The following is a 13951-nucleotide window of genomic DNA, read 5'->3' as shown; positions in this document are numbered from 1 at the left end:
CCCGGTTTGTCATTGCTCTAAGCACAAAAAGACAAGGGGAGAACAAACACAATGACAATCCTGTTGGCTGTTTCCCGGCTGATCGACGCGATCAACGGGGCCATCGGGCGCTGGGTTTCCTGGCTGCTCCTGGCCGCCGTTCTGATCAGCGCCGGCAATGCCGTCATTCGCAAGGTCTTCGACATCTCGTCGAACGCCTGGCTCGAACTGCAATGGTATCTCTATGGCACAGTCTTCATGCTTGCCGCTGCTTATGCCTTGCTCCGCAATGAACATATCCGCATCGACATCCTGTCCAGCGGATGGACGAAGCGGACCCGCGACTGGATCGACCTGATCCTGCACATCATCTTCCTCGTGCCCTTCTCCGGACTGATGGCCTATCTCGCCTGGCCGTGGTTCTGGCTGTCCTTCCGTTCGGGTGAAGTCTCCTCGAGCGCCGGCGGCCTGGTCATCTGGCCCGCAAAGGCCGTCGTCCTGATCGGCTTCATCCTCCTGACCGCCCAGGCCTTCTCTGAAATCATCAAGCGCGCTGCCGTGCTGATGGGCCGGATCGACGATGCAAGCGTCACCCCACCGGCGACCGAAGGCAAGGAGGCCTGAGATGATCAACTTCATCGCGCACAACCTAGCGCCGATCATGTTCACCAGCGTCATGCTGATGCTGCTGCTCGGCTATCCCGTCGCCTTCACGCTGGCAGCTGGCGGCCTTATCTATTTCGTCGTCGGCGTCGAACTCTCGCACATCTCCTCCGAGATCCGCCTGTTCTGGCCGCTGCTTCAGTCCCATCCGGAACGCATTTACGGGATCATGTACAACGACACCCTGCTGTCGATCCCGTTCTTCACCTTGATGGGCATCATCCTGGAACGGTCGCGCATGGCGGAAGACCTGCTCGACACCATCGGCCAGCTGTTCGGCCCGGTGCGCGGCGGCCTCGCTTATGCGGTCATCCTGGTCGGCGCCCTGCTCGGTGCCACCACCGGCGTCGTGGCCGCATCCGTCATGGCCATGGGCCTGATCTCTCTGCCGATCATGCTGCGCTACAAGTATAACGGCCCGCTGGTCTCCGGCACGATCGCCGCCTCCGGCACGCTGGCGCAGATCGTGCCGCCGTCGCTGGTTCTGATCGTCATGGCCGACCAGCTCGGTCGTTCCGTCGGCGACATGTATGTCGGCGCGCTTTACCCGGCGCTGATGATCATCGCGGCCTACTGCCTCTACATTTTCGCTGTCACAATCATCAAGCCGGAATGGGCCCCTGCCCTGCCCAAGGAAGCCCGCACCCTCGGTGACGGCGTGACCTCGCTGCTGGTGATGATCGCAATTGGCACTGGCCTCTATTTCCTCGGCTATCACCTTCTGTTCACCGGCGTTGCCAGCGCCGAATGGCAGCTGGTTGCAGCGCTCGCCTTCGGCGTGGTCACGGTCTACGTCTTCGCGCTCCTCAACCGTGGCATGAAGCTCAACCTGATCTCGCGACTGGCCCAGGAGGTCATCATCGTGATGGTCCCGCCGCTGGCGCTGATCTTCCTCGTGCTCGGCACCATCTTCCTTGGCATTGCAACGCCGACGGAAGGCGGCGCCATGGGCGCCACCGGAGCCCTGATCATCGCGACTGCCAAGGGCCGCCTGAACCTGGCCATCCTGAAGAACGCTCTGGACGCCACGACGCGTCTGTCGGCCTTCGTCATGATGATCCTGATCGGCGCCCGCGTCTTCGGCCTGACCTTCTACGGCATCAACGGCAATGTCTGGATCGAGGATCTGATGCTGGCGCTTCCGGGCGGCGAATACGGCTTCCTGATCGTTGTCACGATCATCGTCTTCATCCTCGGCTGCTTCCTCGACTTCTTCGAGATCGCCTTCATCATGGTGCCGCTGCTGGTTCCGGTCGCCCAGAGCCACGGGATCGACCTGGTCTGGTTCGGCATCATCCTCGGGATCAACCTGCAGACGTCCTTCCTGACGCCGCCGTTCGGCTTCTCGCTCTTCTACCTGCGCTCCGTCGCACCGGAAGGACAATGGAAGGACAAGGTGACGGGACAGATGCGGGCGGGCATCAAGACGGTCGACATCTACAAGGGCGTGCTTCCCTTCATCATCATCCAGTTCCTGGCGATCGTCACCGTCATCTCCTTCCCCGGACTGGTCATGCATTACAAGGGGACACCGGCGACGACCGATCCGGGCAGCATTCAGATCGAACTGCCAGGCTTTGGTTCGAGCCCCGCTCCGTCCTTCGGCCAGCCGGACGCTGGCGGTGGCACAGCACCTGCCCCGTCATTCGGTCTACCGCCGCCGAGCTTCGGCTCCGGACCGGCGCCGGCCCCTGAAGGAACGGCACCGGCGGCTCCCGCACCGAGCCTCGGCCTACCGCCGCTGGACTTCGGCGGCGGTTCGCCCCCGGCTCCGGCAGCGCCATCGGCACCGCCGGCTGCGCCCGCCACACCGGATTTGAGCCAACCTCCGGCCTTTAACTGAGAGATCTCGAAAGCCCCCTCCCGGGGGCTTTCTTTTTGAGCGGGCAGAGGAGCAGCGCCTGCGCATAAAAAAACCGGCCTCCCGAAGGAGGCCGGCCGAAGATGGAACAGGCGGTCGCTTAGAGCTTGCCTGCGCGCTGCTGCATCATCATGAAGGTGTCGTAGGTGTATTCCGACAGCTGCATCCAAAGATAGGCTTCGCGCTTGAAGGCCACCTGGTCTTCATAGATCTTCTTGAACGCTGCATTCTGCGCGCCGATTTCCGCATAAAGCTCCATCGCCGCGTTGAAGCAGGCCTCGAGGATCTCCTGGCTGTAAGGACGCAGCTGCGTGCCGGCGGCCACGAGTTCCTTGATCGCCTTCGGGTTCTTGAGGTCGTACTTGGCCATCATGTTGGTATTGGCATAGGCGCAAGCGTCCCGCAGGGCCGCCTGGTAGGCCGGCGGCAGAGCCTCGAACTTTTCCTTGTTGGCGAATGCGTGGATGACCGGGCCACCTTCCCAGAAGGCCGGGTAGTAGTAGAACGGCGCAACCTTGTTGAAGCCGAGCTTCTGGTCGTCATAGGGACCGACCCATTCAGCCGCGTCGATCGTGCCCTTCTCGAGAGCCGGATAGATGTCGCCACCGGCGATCTGCTGCGGCACCACGCCGAGCTTTTCGACCACGCGGCCAGCAAGACCGGCGATGCGCATCTTGACGCCCTTAAAGTCGTCGACCGTGTTGATCTCCTTGCGGAACCAGCCGCCCATCTGGGCACCGGTGTTGCCGGCGATGAAGCCGACGAGGCCATGCGTGGCATAGAATTCGTTGAGCAGCGTGTTGCCGTTGCCTTCATAGAACCAGGCATTGGTCAGGCGTGCATTCAGGCCGAAGGGAATGGCCGTGCCGATGGCGAAGGTCGGATCCTTGCCGACGTAGTAATAGGAGCAGGTATGGCACATCTCAACCGTGCCGGCCGATACGGCATCGGCGGCCTGAAGGCCGGGTACGATTTCGCCTGCAGCAAAGACCTGAATTTCGAAGTTGCCGCCGGTTGCATCCGACACGTTCTTGGCGAGATCTTCGGCACCACCGTAAATGGTGTCGAGCGACTTCGGGAACGACGACGTCAAGCGCCAGGTCACCTTCGGCATTTCCTGCGCGATGGCAGGTGCGGCCAGCACGGTGGACGCGGCAGCGCCCGCACCGGCGACACCGGCTTTCTTGATAAATGAACGACGATCCATAAACTTCCTCCCAGTTGTTGCCCTACCGGCGGGCATCGGCGGCCCCTCCCGGCAGCGATGTGCGAGCTAACCATTTTGGTCAAAGCGTTTCAAGCGCTTGCAAGCTATTCTTTTGGATGAGAGGTTTCACTTCGTCGTGGCCTATTTCCGAGGCTCGACGTTAGCGCAATCAGACAAAATACTTGAGTGAAGTAGACGGCCTCTAGTCTGACCGAATACGGTCGACTGAGCGGGCGTCCGAGCCCCATCCGGCACTCAAGGCAGCATCAGAAGCGCGAGATCGGCATCGGCGGCGTCGGTGACCTCATAGGAAAAGTGGCGGCCGCGAACGAGCGTCAAAAGGGTGCCGCCGCCCGTATCACTGATGGTAACACTGCCGTCCTCGTTTTGCGTCCAGGTCGTGGCCCGCGTCAGGCCGGGCCAGACCTGTTCGCAATCCGGCGGCGCGTAGAAGTCACGGCTGCGGCTGGTGAGCGCCGCACCGCGCTCCACTAGGCACACCGTCTTGCGGGTGAAATTCGAGACCGAGAAGATGGCCGGCGGCGAGACCGGGGCTGTCCTCAGCGACGCAATCGTCGGATGCGACTGTCCGACAGTCGTTGGGATCGTCCCGAGCACGATCGGATCCGCAGTCACTCCGTCCGAGGGGGCCGAGCTCGCCCAGAAGCCGAGACCCGCCGCCGAAACACCCGCACATATCAATGCCGTCGCCACGATGACGAGAGAGGACTTCATCGGAGCATCCTTCCGCTCGAGACCCCAAGTCTCGGAAGAATGCGCTCTCAAGCTTGCCGAAGGCTGAACAGCCGAATCAGCGGGTCGCAGGCGTTTCGGGCACCGGCGTCAGCGGTCCACGGCCCTCAAACCAGCTAATGAGGTTATCGACCACCAGATCGGCCATGGCATCACGCGTTGGCACAGAGGCCGACGCGACATGCGGCAGCAGCGAGACATTCGGAAGGTCGATCAGCGCCTGGGGCACATGCGGTTCCTCGGCGAACACATCGAGACCTGCCGCGCCAATCGTGCCGTTCTGCAGGGCAGCGATCAGCGCGGGCTCGTCCACAGTCGATCCTCGACCGACATTGATCAGCACGCCATCCGACCCCAGTGCGGCCAGCACCTCAGAATTGATGGCGCCATTCGTCTCAGCCGTCGACGGGACGATCGAGATGAGGATATCCACCGCCTTGGCCAGTCCGACAAGATTATCGTGGTAGGTGTAGGCGACATCCGCGCGCGGGCTCCGCGTGTGGTAGGCAATCTCGACCTTGAAGGGCACGAGCCGGGAGGCGATTTCCATGCCGATCCGCCCCAGTCCGTGAAGGCCGACCTTCCGGCCTTTCAGCGACATCGGGGAAAGAGGAAAGGCCCCCTCTTTTTCCCACCGCCCTTCGCGCAGATACTGCTCGGCAAAATGGAAGCGCCTGATGGTGTTGAGCAGCAGCGCGATGGCCGTATCCGCCACTTCGTCATTCAGCACATCAGGAGTGTTCGTGACGACGACCCCTCGCTGCGCGGCGGCCTTGACCTCGACACCATCATAGCCGACGCCGAAGTTGGCGATCACCTCGAGCTTCGGTAGCCGCTCGATCAGCGCGGCAGGGAACCGGCCGGAAACGGCTGCGCCGCGCACCTGCTGGAGGATATCGGGGGCACAATCCGCGGCCGAAGCATCGGCAACTTCAACCAGCTCGAACTGCTCGGCAAGGCGGGATCGGACGCGGGGATTGATCCGGCCTGGGATCAACACGAGGGGGCGATCGGACATGGCTGTCTCCTCTGGCGGTCTGGGTGGGGAGCCGCCGGCTAAGTCAGCCGGCAGGGCTTCAGCGGCGGATCGGGCCCGTCGACTGGCGAATGCGCATCTCGGGCTTGATCAGGTGAATGCCGTCAGGCTCATGACTGCCGGCAAGCTTGTCGAGCAGCGCACGCGCGGCCAGCCGCCCGACTTCGGCCTGACCATTCCAGACGGTCGTCAGAGAGGGGGTGGCGATCGAAGCTTCTTCCAGATCGTCATAGCCCGTCACCGAGATATCCTGGCCGGGAACGAGCCCGGCGCGTGCAATGCCGTTCATCAATCCGATCGCGACGAGATCGTTCCAGCATACGGCGGCCGTCGGCTTCTGCGGCAGGGACAGGAAGTTGACGGCTGCTTCGAAGCCGCCTTGCTTGGTTCGGGGGCCGGGGATGCGAAGACCCGGGTCGACCTCGATCCCGGCTTTGCGCAGCGCGTTCACGTAGCCCTGGTAGCGGTCGCGCCCCGTCGAGGTCTGATCCGTACCGCCGATCATGGCAATCGAGCGATGACCAAGACCGATGAGATGGTTGGTGGCCAGCGATATCCCGTAGGTGTCGTCGCCTCGGTAGATCGGCACGTCGAGCCCCTCCATCGAGCGCGCCACGAAGATCGCCGGCATGCCGTTATTCTCGCAGAGCAGCACGTCTTCCGGTGGCGTGCCGATCGCGGGCGACATGATCACCCCGTCGCCGCCGAGCTGCAGCAGGGTTTCGACGAACATCCGCTGCTTGTCGACGCTATCGTAATGGTTGGAGAGAATGAAGGTGTGCCGGCTCCGGTCGAGCTCGGTCTCGATGGCTTTCAGGATTTCGCCGTAGAACGGGTTCATGATGTCGTGCACGACAACACCGATGATGCCGGAGCGCGAGGTTCTAAGGCTGGCTGCACGACGGTTGTAGATGTAACCGAGAACCCGGGCCTGCTCCTTGATCTTCTCGCGCGTATCGGCGGCAACGAGCGGGCTGTCACGCAGAGCAAGCGAGATGGTTGCGGTGGAGAGACCCAGCGTTTCCGCAATGGTCGAAAGTTTTACCTTTTGTGCCACGTTTCCTCCCTCGCAGCAGACCGGTGGGCGCTTCACCGCCCTTAAACGTTTTAATTAAACAGTTTAATCGACAAGATCAATCGTCGTCATCGGCCTCGTGCGCAGAGCGAGCTTCCCCATGGCCGGAGAGATTGTCGTCGATCAACGAGAGCAGCTTCACGAGGGTCTTCAGCTCTTTCCCGGACAGGCCCTGAACGGCCAGCGTCTCGCAGTCGGCCATTGCCTCCGCGATGCGTGCGACGCTGCCGCGACCTTCATCGGTCAGATAGACCTTGGTAAGCCGGCCATCGCGATCATCGGTCCGACGCTGGACAAAACCCTGCGCCTCCATCCGGCCGATCGTTCGGGTCATTGTCGGTGCCTTGACCCCCAACTGATGGGCAAGCGCCCCTGGCGTCTGACCGTCTTCCTGCGCGAGCAGCTGCACCACACCGTCCTGCCCGGGATAAAGGCCACTTTCGGCAAGCCCATGGGAGAGACGCGTGCGCATGGCGCGCGCAACCTGGGTGACGGCAGCACTCAGCACGCCAGAACCCGGTGGCGACTTCTTCTTGGCCTTCTTCTTTTCGCCGCGGTCCTTGTCGGCCTTGTCCTTTTTCGCCATGACTCTCCCCGGTCGGCACACGCTGCGGTGGCTACTTCATCCCTGTCGCGACGGTTGCCATGCATAACGAAGATCAGGAGATTAGGCCAGATGGCGAAACCGGCCCCTTGGTTCAAGGATAACGATCCGCACCTGACCGCCGCAGATCGGCACGACTGGATTGCCGTTCTGCCTCTAGGCGCGCACGAGCAGCACGGTCCCCATCTCCCTTTCGAGACGGACACGATCATTGCCTCCGGCATCGTCGAGCGCGTGGCGAGTGCCCTTCCCGATCATCTGCCTGTCACCTTCCTCCCGGTCGAACCCGTCGGTTATTCTATCGAGCATATGGACGTTAGAGGCACGCGCACGCTCGCATTCGACGAAGCGGTAAACCGCTGGCTCGCAATCGCCAGGCACCTCCATCATCAGGGGATCCGAAAGCTGGTCCTGCTCAACGCCCATGGCGGCAACTCCCCGCTGCTCACTATTGTCGCGACCGAGGCGCGCGTCCGTCTGAACATGCTCGTGGTCGCCACGAGTTGGACCCGCTTCGGTCAGCCGGATGGCTGGATCTCACCGGAAGAAAAGGCAATCGACATTCATGGCGGAGATATCGAAACCTCGGTCATGCTGGCCCTTGCGCCGGACCAGGTCGACATGACCAAAGCCAGGGGCTTCCCCTCGCGCCAGTCCGATTTCGCGGCTCGCTACAAACACCTGCGCGCCTATGGTCCGCATGCTTTCGGCTGGAAGATGTCGGATCTCAACCCGGACGGCGTGGCAGGCAATGCCGCAGCGGCCACGGCAGAGAGAGGTGAGCTGCTGATCACGCATGCCGTCAACGGCCTGCTCGAATTGATGGAAGACGTGCATAACTTCGACATCGCAACACTGACGTGAGCTTGAAGGCTCCCCAGGTAAGGCGCATATTGATCGACAGAAATCGCGAGGAAGAAGCATGCGCGTTTCCATGGAGCAAGCAGGCGAACGGTTCGAAGAACTCGTGGAGCGAGCCGAACGCGGAGAACCCGTTATCATCACCCGCGACGGCCAGGATGCCATAGCCCTGCGACCGGTCGAAACAAACGATCGCCGCCATGAACTGACCCTTGAGGAGCGACGGGCTATCATCAAAGACATCATGGCCAAAGCCCCTCCCCCGGTCCCGGGTGAGCCCCTCGCAGACAGAAGCCACGACTTTCTTTATGACGAGAACGGTCTTCCAGCGTGATCGCGATCGACACATCCGCGCTGATTGCTGTCATAAGGAATGAACCGACTGCCAAGGCCTGCGCGGCAGTTCTTGAGATCCCTAAGAGGCGCCTGCTGTTGTCGGCTGGTACCCTGCTCGAACTGAAGATCGTCGCGCTTCAGAAACGATGCTCTGATCAATTGTCGGAACTGATTGCTTCCCTCAATTTTGAGATCATAGAGCTCACGCGTGCCCGTTCAGAACGCGCCAGCTTCGCCTACCAACGCTTCGGCAAAGGCTTCCACCCCGCCGCACTCAATTTTGGCGACTGCTTTTCTTATGCCACCGCCGAGGAGTTTGACTGCCCTCTCCTCTATGTCGGCGACGACTTCGGCCGCACCGATCTCCGCTCCGCACTCACCACCGGCTGAAGCTCACGAAAGCCTTTGAACTGACTCGCCGGAACCCCTATATGGGGGTAATACCATTACAGCCGCATCGCCCGGCGCCCCCTGACATCAGAGGCTTTCATGACCGAAGCAACCGCGAAACCGACACCCGTCACCGTGCTCACCGGCTATCTCGGCGCCGGCAAGACGACGCTCCTGAACCGCATTCTCTCCGAGAACCACGGCAAGAAATACGCCGTCATCGTCAACGAGTTCGGTGAAATCGGCATTGACAACGACCTGATCGTCGAGTCGGACGAAGAAATCTACGAGATGAACAATGGCTGCGTCTGCTGCACGGTGCGCGGCGACCTGATCCGCGTCGTGGAAGGCCTGATGCGCCGCCCGGGTCGTTTCGACGGCATCATCGTCGAGACCACGGGCCTTGCCGATCCGGTTCCGGTTGCCCAGACCTTCTTCATGGACGATGACGTTCGGTCCAAGACCGAGCTCGACGCCGTCGTCGCCCTGGTTGACGCCAAGCACCTGCCGTTGCGCCTGAAGGACAGCCGCGAGGCGGAAGACCAGATCGCCTTCGCAGATGTCGTTGTGATCAACAAGGCTGACCTCGTCTCCCACGACGAGCTGCACCAGATCGAACACATCGTCCGTGCAATCAACCCGTCGGCCCGCATCTACTCGACCACCCGCTCCGGGGTGGATCTCGCCAAGGTGCTCGATCAGGGCGCATTCAACCTCGAGCGCGCACTGGAGAACGATCCGCATTTCCTGGACCACGATGATCCGGATCACGTCTGCGGCCCCGATTGCGACCATGATCACGGTCATCACCATCACCACGATCATCATCACCATGATCACGACCATCACCACCATCATGGCCATGATCATGATCATCACCATCACGACCACGGTCCGTCCCCGATCCATGATGTGACGGTGACCTCGGTGTCGCTGCGCGGTGGCGAGATGAACCCCGACCGGTTCTTCCCCTGGATCCAGAAGGTGACCCAGACGCAAGGCCCGAACATCCTGCGTCTCAAGGGCATCATTGCCTTCAAGGGCGACGAGGAGCGCTATGTCGTGCAGGGCGTGCACATGATTGTCGAAGGCGATCATCAGCGCCCGTGGAAGGACGGCGAGAAGCGCGAGAGCCGTCTGGTCTTCATCGGCCGCGAGCTTGACCGCGAGAAGCTCGAAGCAAGCTTCAAGGCCTGCGAAGCCACCGCCTGATCTGCCGGAGTGGGCGCGCCCCGCCCCCTCCCCGCCCGCACATTGCCCGAAAGAAAGCCTGAACCTATGCCCACAGTCGCCCCTCTCGATATCGAAGGTCATGTTGTCTCCACGCATTTCCTAGGAGACATCCCGGTCTTTGCTGCCGCGACTGGCGCCATTCACCGCTTGGACGGCGGCGAGAAGGTGACGGAGGCCAATGCCGGCCTGCTTACCTGCGTCAAGGATCCGGCGACCCAGACCCTGCTGACCGGCGGCGAAGACGGTCGTGTCCTGCGCATCGCCCATGACGGGACCGTCACTGAACTGGCGCATGTACCGCGCAAGTGGATCTCGGTCGTTGCGCCCGGGCCACAGGGTGCTGTCGCCTATGCGGTCGGCAAGTCGACCTTCGTGCGTCTCGCCGATGGCACGACCAAGGAATTCGTGGAGGAGCGCACGGTCGAAGCCGTCGACTTCGCGCCCAAAGGGCTGCGGATTGCGGTTGCCCGCTACAACGGGGTGACCCTGCACTGGGTCGGCACGTCGGGCGCACCCGTCGATCTCGACTGGAAGGGCGCTCATACCGGCGTCACCTTCTCACCGGATGGCCGCTTCGTCGTGACGATGATGCAGGAAAGCGCGTTGCACGGCTGGAAGCTCGACGGCAAATCCTCCGACACGCGCCACATGCGCATGACCGGTTACCCGGCCAAGGTAAAGTCGCTCTCCTGGTCGCCCAAGGGCAAATGGCTTGCCTCGTCGGGCGCGCCGGCCGCCATCGTCTGGCCCTTTTCGGGCAAGGACGGCCCCATGGGCAAGGCACCGCTGGAACTTGGGACACGCGCCAATATCCTCGTCACCCAGGTCGCCTTCCATCCGATGGAGGAAGTCTTGGCCATCGGCTTCATCGACGGGATGATCCTTGCTGTCCGCATTGCCGACGGGAAGGAGGCGCTGTTGCGCCGTCCCGGCAAGGGTGCGATCACCTCGCTTGCCTGGAGCAGCACCGGCAAACTGCTCGCCTTCGGCTCCGAAACGGGCGACTGCGGTGTGATCGATATCACCGGCTGATTGTCTGAAATCGGCTCTCAAAGCCTTTTGGTTGCGTGTATGGGCAACGAAAATCGCGCCTAAGGTCAAAAATACCTAAATCTTGCACTAAACCGTTCACCGAATACTCACCTTAACCATGTGGTAGTGATTGCCTCCCTAATTTCGGGGAGGCGAGCGAGAGACAAGACAGCCGCGTCTCGCTGGGACTGGAATCATTCCTCTGAATTCAGCTTTAATTATTCTCTCCAACCACGGCAGCTGAGCCGAGGGCGCAAACGCGTGCGCCCGGCCGCGGCGCGCGTTCGAAACGGACGACACATGAACCTGAACCTCAAAATCGTGGTGACGGCGGCAGGCCTTGCCCTCGCCGCCGGCATTGTCGCGGTCGCGGGCGTAGGCGCCCAGACCCTGCAGACCCTCAAGGTCAACGGCCCCATCTATAAAGAGATCGTCGACGGAAAGGACCTGATCGCCGACATCCTGCCGCCCCCGCTCTATCTGATCGAATCTTACGCGCTGGCCAACGAAGTCTTCGTTCATCCGGACACGGCCGCCGTGAACCTGCCGCGCTTCGATCTGCTCCACAAGCTCTATGACGAGCGCCGGGAATACTGGAAGAACTCGACGCTACCGGATAACTTGCGTGCCAAGCTCTACGACGAAGTCATCGCCAAGGGCGACCGTTATTGGACGACTTTGCAGAATGAACTGAAACCGGCTCTTGTTGCCGGCGATGCCAGCGCTACCACGCCGGTGCTCGTAAAGCTCAAGACAGAATTTCATGACCATGAGACCTCGGTGAACGAACTGGTGACCATGGCGGGCGATTATCTCGTCGGGCGCGAATCCTACGCGGCTGCCAAATCCGCGAGCGAAGAAGCTCTGCTGCTGACGCTCGGCCTCATGCTGATCGCCACGGCCCTTGGAAGCGTCTACTTCATCCACCGCCGCGCACTGAAACCGCTCGGAGAGATCACCGGCTTTATGACCAACATGGCCTCCGGCGACTTCACGGGGACCGTTCCCCATGCCAATCGCCGCGACGAGATTGGTCACATCGCCGAAGCGGTGGAAGTCTTCCGCCAGTCGGGTTTGGAAAACCAGCGCCTGCAGGCCGAGACCGAGGCGGCACGTGCCGAAGCAGACCGCGAACGCGCGCTGCGCGACCAGGATCGGACGATCGAGGCGGAAGCGCTGCGTTTCGTCATCGAGGCGCTCGGTGCCGGCCTTCACCGCCTCGCCGAATGCAACATCCGCATCACCCTGGACGAAGCCTTCGATGCCCGCTTCGAACCCCTACGCCAGGACTTCAACCATTCCATCGCCACGTTCCAGGCGACGCTCGAAAAGGTCATGGAGGAGACGCGCCGCCTGCTGGAAAACAGCCAGGAAATGCGCGAAGCCTCCGGCAATCTTGCAAGCCGCACCGAGCAGCAGGCCGCAGCGCTCGAACAGACCTCCGCAGCCCTGGAACAGGTGACTGCCACGGTACGGGCCTCCGCCCAGCGCACGAGCGACACCCGCGAGCTGGTGCGGCAAGCGAAAAACTGCGCCGTGGCTTCGGGAAGCGTCGTTCGCTCCGCCGTATCGGCCATGGAGCGCATCGAATCGGCTTCGTCGGAGATCGGCCAGATCATCGGCGTCATCGACGAGATCGCATTCCAGACCAACCTCCTCGCCCTGAATGCCGGGGTCGAGGCGGCCCGCGCCGGGGAAGCCGGAAAGGGCTTTGCGGTTGTCGCCCAGGAAGTCCGCGAACTCGCCCAGCGGTCTGCCAATGCAGCGCGCGACATCAAGGGCCTCATCCAGAAGTCCAGTGTGGAGGTCTCCTCCGGCGTCCAGCTCGTCGGCGAAACCGGCACCGCCCTTGATCAGATCGGTGACTTCGTCAGCCGCATCGACACCAATGTCGACGCGATCGCGACGGCGGCACGCGAGCAGGCCATCGGCTTGCAGGAGATAAGTGCTGCGATCAACAGCATCGACCAGATGACGCAGCAGAACGCGGCGATGGTCGAGGAAACCACTGCCATCAGCCATACGCTTGCCGAGGGTGCGGTTCAGCTGACTTCGCTGGTCAACCGCTTTCAGCTCAATCGCCGAAGCGAGATCCGCGGCACAGAGGCTACCGCGATCGAGCATCGCGCCGCCTGATGGAACCGCAAACAGAGAAGCCCGGCTTCCGCGAGGAAGCCGGGCTTTTCCGTGTCAGATCAGTTGGATCAGAACTTGACGGCGAGGCCGACGTTGACCGTGTGCTGGTCGAAGTCGACATCAGTGCCGCCGAGGTCGCCGCTGCCGAAGTCGTTGTAACGATATTCGACGCGGGTGAACATGCGGTCGGTCAGAGCGTAGTCAACGCCACCACCGATGGTCCAGCCATGCAGCGTGTCGTCGTCGCTACCCAGCGGGCCGTCGGTCGAGATGTTCGTACCGGTGTAACCACCAGCAACATACAGCAGAGCGCGGTCCATAGCGTAGCCAACGCGGGCACGTGCCGACCAGTTCAGACCAGAATCAAAGTCCTGACCAAGAACAGTTTCTTCGTTCCAGTCGTAGTTCAGGTCACCCTCGAGACCAACAACCAGCTGGTTGCCGAGGTCCCAGTTGTAACCAACGAAGCCACCGAAGCGAGCACCGTCGAAGTCTTCAGACCCTGCGATGCCTTCGATTTCGCCGTCACCCCAACCGTAGCCGGTCAGGATACCTGCATAGCCACCTGCCCAGGAAAACTGCGGAACAGTTTCGACGGCAACCGGCGGCTCAGCCGGGGCTTCGTAAATGGCGTCAGCCGCGAAAGCCGAGGTCGAAATCGCCAGAGCGGCGGCAGATCCGAGAAGGATGCTTTTGATCATGTGATAAACTCCTGTGTTACAAGATCGCTTATAGCGCCATCTGTGGTTCATGTATGTGATGATTATACAACATAACCACCTAAA

At 61.7% G+C, this 13951-nt stretch carries 14 protein-coding genes; 8 read left to right on the top strand and 6 right to left on the bottom strand.

Annotation, left to right across the window (positions count from 1 at the left end):
- Positions 1–51: 51 nt before the first annotated feature.
- Both FAA86_RS01870 and FAA86_RS01865 read left to right on the top strand, forming a co-directional pair.
- Positions 52–603: a TRAP transporter small permease subunit gene (locus FAA86_RS01870; RefSeq protein ID WP_136538106.1), complete on the top strand. Its 552-nt coding sequence runs from the start codon at positions 52–54 to the stop codon at positions 601–603.
- 1 nt (position 604) lies between these two features.
- On the top strand, positions 605–2485 hold the full coding sequence (locus tag FAA86_RS01865) for a TRAP transporter large permease subunit (RefSeq protein WP_136538105.1): 1881 nt from the start codon (positions 605–607) through the stop codon (positions 2483–2485).
- Positions 2486–2603: 118 nt separating this feature from the next.
- Here the strand turns inward: FAA86_RS01865 and FAA86_RS01860 are convergent, their stop codons facing one another.
- The 5 genes from FAA86_RS01860 to FAA86_RS01840 form a co-directional block, all read right to left on the bottom strand.
- Positions 2604–3710 (bottom strand): TRAP transporter substrate-binding protein, encoded by a 1107-nt coding sequence (locus tag FAA86_RS01860; protein ID WP_136538104.1) that lies wholly within the window; start codon positions 3708–3710, stop codon positions 2604–2606.
- Between the two features lie 255 nt (positions 3711–3965).
- On the bottom strand, positions 3966–4445 hold the full coding sequence (locus FAA86_RS01855; RefSeq protein WP_136538103.1) for a hypothetical protein: 480 nt from the start codon (positions 4443–4445) through the stop codon (positions 3966–3968).
- A gap of 76 nt (positions 4446–4521) precedes the next feature.
- Positions 4522–5481: a 2-hydroxyacid dehydrogenase gene (locus FAA86_RS01850; protein ID WP_136538102.1), complete on the bottom strand. Its 960-nt coding sequence runs from the start codon at positions 5479–5481 to the stop codon at positions 4522–4524.
- 58 nt (positions 5482–5539) lie between these two features.
- Positions 5540–6556, bottom strand: a complete 1017-nt coding sequence (locus FAA86_RS01845; protein WP_113461048.1) for a LacI family DNA-binding transcriptional regulator — start codon at positions 6554–6556, stop codon at positions 5540–5542.
- A 76-nt stretch (positions 6557–6632) separates the two neighbouring features.
- Positions 6633–7160, bottom strand: coding sequence for a MarR family winged helix-turn-helix transcriptional regulator (locus FAA86_RS01840; protein ID WP_136538101.1), 528 nt, complete (start codon positions 7158–7160; stop codon positions 6633–6635).
- 90 nt (positions 7161–7250) lie between these two features.
- Here FAA86_RS01840 and FAA86_RS01835 point away from each other — a divergent pair, with 90 nt between their 5' ends.
- The 6 genes from FAA86_RS01835 (at position 7251) to FAA86_RS01810 (ending at position 13166) form a co-directional block, all read left to right on the top strand.
- On the top strand, positions 7251–8042 hold the full coding sequence (locus FAA86_RS01835) for a creatininase family protein (RefSeq protein WP_136538100.1): 792 nt from the start codon (positions 7251–7253) through the stop codon (positions 8040–8042).
- 58 nt (positions 8043–8100) lie between these two features.
- Positions 8101–8373, top strand: a complete 273-nt coding sequence (locus FAA86_RS01830; RefSeq protein WP_136538099.1) for a type II toxin-antitoxin system Phd/YefM family antitoxin — start codon at positions 8101–8103, stop codon at positions 8371–8373.
- A complete protein-coding gene (locus tag FAA86_RS01825; protein WP_136538098.1) occupies positions 8370–8765 on the top strand; it encodes a type II toxin-antitoxin system VapC family toxin in 396 nt (131 codons plus the stop codon). The genes FAA86_RS01830 and FAA86_RS01825 overlap by 4 nt, the downstream gene beginning before the upstream one ends.
- Positions 8766–8864: 99 nt before the next feature.
- On the top strand, positions 8865–9977 hold the full coding sequence (locus FAA86_RS01820) for a CobW family GTP-binding protein (protein ID WP_136538097.1): 1113 nt from the start codon (positions 8865–8867) through the stop codon (positions 9975–9977).
- A 66-nt stretch (positions 9978–10043) separates the two neighbouring features.
- Entirely contained in the window at positions 10044–11030 is a 987-nt protein-coding gene (locus FAA86_RS01815; RefSeq protein ID WP_136538096.1) for a WD40 repeat domain-containing protein, read from the top strand.
- A 300-nt stretch (positions 11031–11330) separates the two neighbouring features.
- Entirely contained in the window at positions 11331–13166 is a 1836-nt protein-coding gene (locus tag FAA86_RS01810) for a methyl-accepting chemotaxis protein (protein WP_136538095.1), read from the top strand.
- Positions 13167–13234: 68 nt separating this feature from the next.
- On the opposite strand, the gene FAA86_RS01805 is transcribed toward FAA86_RS01810, so the two are convergent.
- Entirely contained in the window at positions 13235–13867 is a 633-nt protein-coding gene (locus FAA86_RS01805; protein WP_136538094.1) for an outer membrane protein, read from the bottom strand.
- Between the last annotated feature and the right edge of the window lie 84 nt (positions 13868–13951).

The organism is Rhizobium rosettiformans W3, assembly GCF_004912135.1.
GTDB lineage: Bacteria > Pseudomonadota > Alphaproteobacteria > Rhizobiales > Rhizobiaceae > Allorhizobium > Allorhizobium rosettiformans.
This window is presented reverse-complemented; position numbering and strand designations above follow the sequence as displayed.

What these genes read in the sequence shown, in the direction of transcription:
- FAA86_RS01870 (WP_136538106.1), top strand. Translation starts at nt 52, where the DNA reads ATGACAATCCTGTTGGCTGTTTCCCGGCTGATCGACGCGATCAACGGG.
- FAA86_RS01865 (WP_136538105.1), top strand. Translation starts at nt 605, where the DNA reads ATGATCAACTTCATCGCGCACAACCTAGCGCCGATCATGTTCACCAGC.
- FAA86_RS01860 (WP_136538104.1), bottom strand. Translation starts at nt 3,710, where the DNA reads ATGGATCGTCGTTCATTTATCAAGAAAGCCGGTGTCGCCGGTGCGGGC.
- FAA86_RS01855 (WP_136538103.1), bottom strand. Translation starts at nt 4,445, where the DNA reads ATGAAGTCCTCTCTCGTCATCGTGGCGACGGCATTGATATGTGCGGGT.
- FAA86_RS01850 (WP_136538102.1), bottom strand. Translation starts at nt 5,481, where the DNA reads ATGTCCGATCGCCCCCTCGTGTTGATCCCAGGCCGGATCAATCCCCGC.
- FAA86_RS01840 (WP_136538101.1), bottom strand. Translation starts at nt 7,160, where the DNA reads ATGGCGAAAAAGGACAAGGCCGACAAGGACCGCGGCGAAAAGAAGAAG.
- FAA86_RS01835 (WP_136538100.1), top strand. Translation starts at nt 7,251, where the DNA reads ATGGCGAAACCGGCCCCTTGGTTCAAGGATAACGATCCGCACCTGACC.
- FAA86_RS01830 (WP_136538099.1), top strand. Translation starts at nt 8,101, where the DNA reads ATGCGCGTTTCCATGGAGCAAGCAGGCGAACGGTTCGAAGAACTCGTG.
- FAA86_RS01820 (WP_136538097.1), top strand. Translation starts at nt 8,865, where the DNA reads ATGACCGAAGCAACCGCGAAACCGACACCCGTCACCGTGCTCACCGGC.
- FAA86_RS01815 (WP_136538096.1), top strand. Translation starts at nt 10,044, where the DNA reads ATGCCCACAGTCGCCCCTCTCGATATCGAAGGTCATGTTGTCTCCACG.
- FAA86_RS01810 (WP_136538095.1), top strand. Translation starts at nt 11,331, where the DNA reads ATGAACCTGAACCTCAAAATCGTGGTGACGGCGGCAGGCCTTGCCCTC.
- FAA86_RS01805 (WP_136538094.1), bottom strand. Translation starts at nt 13,867, where the DNA reads ATGATCAAAAGCATCCTTCTCGGATCTGCCGCCGCTCTGGCGATTTCG.